Source organism: Candidatus Pelagibacter sp., from assembly GCF_052049815.1.
In the GTDB taxonomy this organism is placed as follows: domain Bacteria; phylum Pseudomonadota; class Alphaproteobacteria; order Pelagibacterales; family Pelagibacteraceae; genus Pelagibacter.
This window is the reverse complement of record NZ_JBNGZG010000058.1, coordinates 1-4,250: the sequence shown is the minus strand read 5'-3', so window position 1 is coordinate 4,250 and position 4,250 is coordinate 1. Positions and strand designations below refer to the sequence as shown.

General features: G+C 23.0%; 4 protein-coding genes. All 4 read right to left on the bottom strand.

Going from position 1 to position 4,250, the window contains the following annotated elements; all coding sequences use genetic code 11:
- The coding region (locus tag ACTT9D_RS06800) for an aminotransferase class I/II-fold pyridoxal phosphate-dependent enzyme (RefSeq protein ID WP_440931028.1) at window positions 1–1,073 on the bottom strand (1,073 nt) is incomplete at its 3' end.
- On the bottom strand, window positions 1,070–2,305 hold the full coding sequence (locus ACTT9D_RS06795) for a class I SAM-dependent methyltransferase (RefSeq protein WP_440931027.1): 1,236 nt from the start codon (window positions 2,303–2,305) through the stop codon (window positions 1,070–1,072). The genes ACTT9D_RS06800 and ACTT9D_RS06795, both read right to left, overlap by 4 nt.
- A 7-nt stretch (window positions 2,306–2,312) precedes the next feature.
- Window positions 2,313–2,702 (bottom strand): VOC family protein, encoded by a 390-nt coding sequence (locus ACTT9D_RS06790; RefSeq protein WP_440931026.1) that lies wholly within the window; start codon window positions 2,700–2,702, stop codon window positions 2,313–2,315.
- 8 nt (window positions 2,703–2,710) lie between these two features.
- Entirely contained in the window at window positions 2,711–4,228 is a 1,518-nt protein-coding gene (locus tag ACTT9D_RS06785; RefSeq protein WP_440931025.1) for a PfkB family carbohydrate kinase, read from the bottom strand.
- Between the last annotated feature and the right edge of the window lie 22 nt (window positions 4,229–4,250).

The following is a 4,250-nucleotide window of genomic DNA, read 5'->3' as shown; positions in this document are numbered from 1 at the left end:
AAACTATTAATTTTGTTTATTACGTAATTTATATCTTTTAATTTTTGATTTGGTCCTGAAGGTAAATATAATCCAAACTTTGAAAATTTTTTTGAATTATTTAGATCAGCAAAACTTTTTAAACCTATTAGTTTACTTTCAGACATGCTTGGATAAAAAATTCTTACATCTATTTTTTTTTTTTTTAAATAACTTAGTAATTTTTTTCTATTTAAAGCTAAAATTTCAATATATTGAGGTATTTCACCATTTTCTATATCTGCCTCAATTAAATGAACTTTTTTAGATTTTAGATTTTTACTGTAAGTTTTATATAAACTTATTAATTTATTTTTATAAAAATTAAATCTTTCTATTTCAGAAATTGCCATTGTAGCTAGAATATCATTAAACTTAAAATTCAATCCCAATTCTCCCCATTTAAAAATATTTTTAATATCTTTAAGACCATTATTTTTAATTTTCAAAATCCTATTATGTATTTTTTGATTATTTGTTACTATAAATCCACCTTGGCCACTTGAAATTGTTTTTGCAATAGACATTGAGAAACAACCAATATCTGAGGTGGTTCCTAAAAATCTTTTATTAACTTTTGAACCAAATGCTTGTGCAGCGTCTTCTAAAATAAATATTTTTTTTTTTCCAATTATTTTTTTTATCTCATCTATATTACAGCCTCTTCCACCCATATGAACTGGAATTATAACCTTAGTCTTTTTTGTTATTTTTTTAGTAATCTTTTTTACATCTATAACTGGCCTATCTTTTTCAACATCAACAAAAATAGGTTTTAAATTTAAAAATTTAATAGCATTTAAAACAGAAATCCATGCTCTATCTGAAATAATTATCTCATCCCCTTTTTTTAAATTTAGTGCTTTAAGAGCTACCAACAAACCTATTGTCCCATTTGGAACTGCAACAACGTATTTTACTTTTAAAAATTTTGAAATTTTTCTTTGAAAATTTTCAGTTATTTTTCCTTGGCTGATATGTCTTTTTTTTAAATTTTTTTTTAATTCAAAACTAATTTTATTTAAATCAAACTCTTTATTCCATTGAGGTATCATAATTTATTTTTTTTTAATATTCTAAATTTTGGATGTGGAATAATAAATTTTGTGAATTTGTTAAATTTATTCTTATTTCTCTCTAAAATTATTTTTGCATATCTCCATGCAAAAATTATCATTACATCAATTTTTTTTGATTTAATGTGATTTGGATTTAGTACTTTTATATCAGTTCCTGGACAGAAAAGGTTAAAACGTCTTTTTTCATTATCAAAAAGATAATTCAATTTATTTTTTACAGAGTAATTAAAAATCATTGTAGTTGTTCCAACAGAGGCTCCAAATCCTCCAATAACTTTTTTCTTTTTTATTTGTTTATCCAAAAATTGGTTTAATTTAATTTCATTGAGTTTATTAATAAGTTTTAATTTTTTAAATTCTTTTGGAATTTTATTAGTATATTTCTCTTCTTTTCTTATTGCTCTTACAAGTTTTTTATTATCTCTCATTTTTTTATACTGGAAAATATATCTAAGTGATCCTCCTTTGACCGATAAAAATTTAATTTCTTTTAGATTAAAGCCATAATTTTTAGCAAATCGCTTCAAGCTTTTTATTGTAAAATAAGACAAATGTTCATGATAAATATTATCAATGAGATTATTTTTTAATAAACCATATAATGAAAAAGTTTCAATAATCAAATAACCATCGTTTGAAATAATTTTTTGTATACCTTTAAAAATATCATCTAAATCATCAATGTTTGCTAAAACGTTATTTGCAATAATTGTATCAAATTTTCCATGTTTTTTTTTAATTTTAACTGCTGATTTGTTCGAAAAATGATCAGCAATATTTGTAACTTTTTTATCAACAAATAAGTGTGCGGCTGGATCTACAGCAATTAACTTATTAGTGATTTTTTTAAAAAATTTTAGTAATGTTCCGTCATTACTGCCAATTTCTAATATTTTTGAATTTTTTTTTATTATTTTTTTTTTTAATAAGTAGTTTGCTAATCTCTCAAAGTGCTCTGAAAGACCATGGGATGTTTGGGTAACATAAATATAATTTCCATACACTATTTTTGGATCTATTACGTTTGAAAGCTGAACAAAGTTGCAAGATTTACAATGTTGCAGTTTTAGGTCATATAATTTTGTTTTCTTAATTCTATTAATATAGTCATCACCAATAGGACTTTTTTTAAATGAAAATACAATTTGTAATTTTTTTGATTTACATAATCTACAGGAATATTTTTTTTTTTCTAAATTAGTACTCATTGATTATTTAAAATTTTGATTTTTTATCTCTTTGATGAAATTCAACAAAATTTCCATCAAAATCTTTTGTAAAAAATTGTAATATATTATCAGTCTTGCCTCTTATAATTTTTTTTTTATTTATTTTCAGTTTTTTAGCAATTTTTTGTATATCTTCAACTTCAAAACATAAATGCCTAAACTGACCTTTACTATATTTAAAATTAATTTTCTTTTTTGAATTAAAAAATTCTAAAAATGTATTATTATTTGTTGATAAAAAATAACCATACACCTCTCTATTTTTATCATTTATAAAAGTATGAATTACTTTTAATCCTAAAATATTTACATAAAACTTGTAAACATTTTTTAATGAATTAGTTGATAGTGATAAATGAGATAAACTTTTTATCATATTGTTGCTTAAGAGAGATAGTGCTCTAAATCTTTTATAAGTAAAGATTTATTAATTGAGACTTTATTTCCAAGTGTCTTTACGCTTTGGGCTGCACAAAAGGAAGAAATTAGTAGAGCTAAATTTAAATCAAATTTCTTAAAAATGCATATGGCCAATATAGATAACATTGAATCCCCTGCTCCAACTTTATCTATAATCTTATTTGAATAAGCATCAGAATAATAAAATTTTGTCTCTTTTTTGTTGTAAAGAATACAACCTGAAGATCCTCTTGTAACAACTAAATATTTTACTTTTACTATTTTACATAATTTTTTCATTAAATTATGGACTGTTTCGTCTCTAGATCGCATTTCATGTCTTAACTCTTTTTCATTAATCATCATCAAATCCACCCCTTTATAATTATTTAAAGAATGGTGACCAATATTAGCTGCATTTATTTGAGCATTAGCAGCAATAAATTTTGATTTTTTTTTTATAATTTTTGCAAATTTTTTAGTTATAAGACCATGTCCATAATCTGAAAGTATTGTTAAATCTGTAGACTTAGAGATAAAGTTAAATTTATTTATCAAATCTCTCTCCTCTCTAATATTGATATGAGTATCATTGAGAGAATATAATCCTAAAATCTTTGATTTTACAATTTCGTCTATAAATCTCTTTTTTAATATTGTTGGACTATTCGATTTTTTTATATATGTAAATTTAATATTATTATTTAATTTTTTTTTTATAAATTCAAAATTATCTTTTTTTTCACCTACATAACTAATTAAGTTAACTTTATCATTAAAATAAGAAAGATGGTTTGCAATAGCTCCTGAGCCACCCAAATAATATTCAGAAAATAAATCTCTAACAACTAGCATAGGTTCTTTACCAGACTTTCCTAAAGCTTCACAAAAATTATATTCATCAATTATTATTTCTCCAACTACTAATGGATTAACTTTTCTAAGTTGATCAATTAGTTGTTTAATTTTTATTAAAGAAAATTTTTTCTTAACTTGAATTTTTAGTTTATCCTTAATGCCATTATCTTTCTCAAAATTATTTAAAATTAATGTAGAGCTGTATTTTTTTGAGGATGTAAATACTGTCTTTCCACCATATAATTTTACCAATTTATTTTCTTTTTTTATTTTTCCAGTGATATCATCTTTACTATTTTTATAGTCAGGGCCTTTGAAATAAAAATTTGGTTTTATAAGTGTTATGTTATCTTCCGCTGAAAGACTATTCGAGAGTATCACATAATCTATACATTCTAATCCTGCTAAAGCTTCCATTCTCTCAGATTCATTGAATCTCGGTCTTCCTGGTCCTTTATTGACAAATTTATCACTTGTGACAGAAACTATTAATACATCACATTTGTTTTTAGCTTCTTTGAAATGTCTAATATGACCTAAATGAATTAAGTCAAATACACCATGACTTAATCCAATTTTTTTTTTTTTGAATTTTAAGCTTTCAATTTTTTTCTTAATCTGATCATTAGAAGAAATTTTATTCATTTTTTATCTTGTATTAATTAAA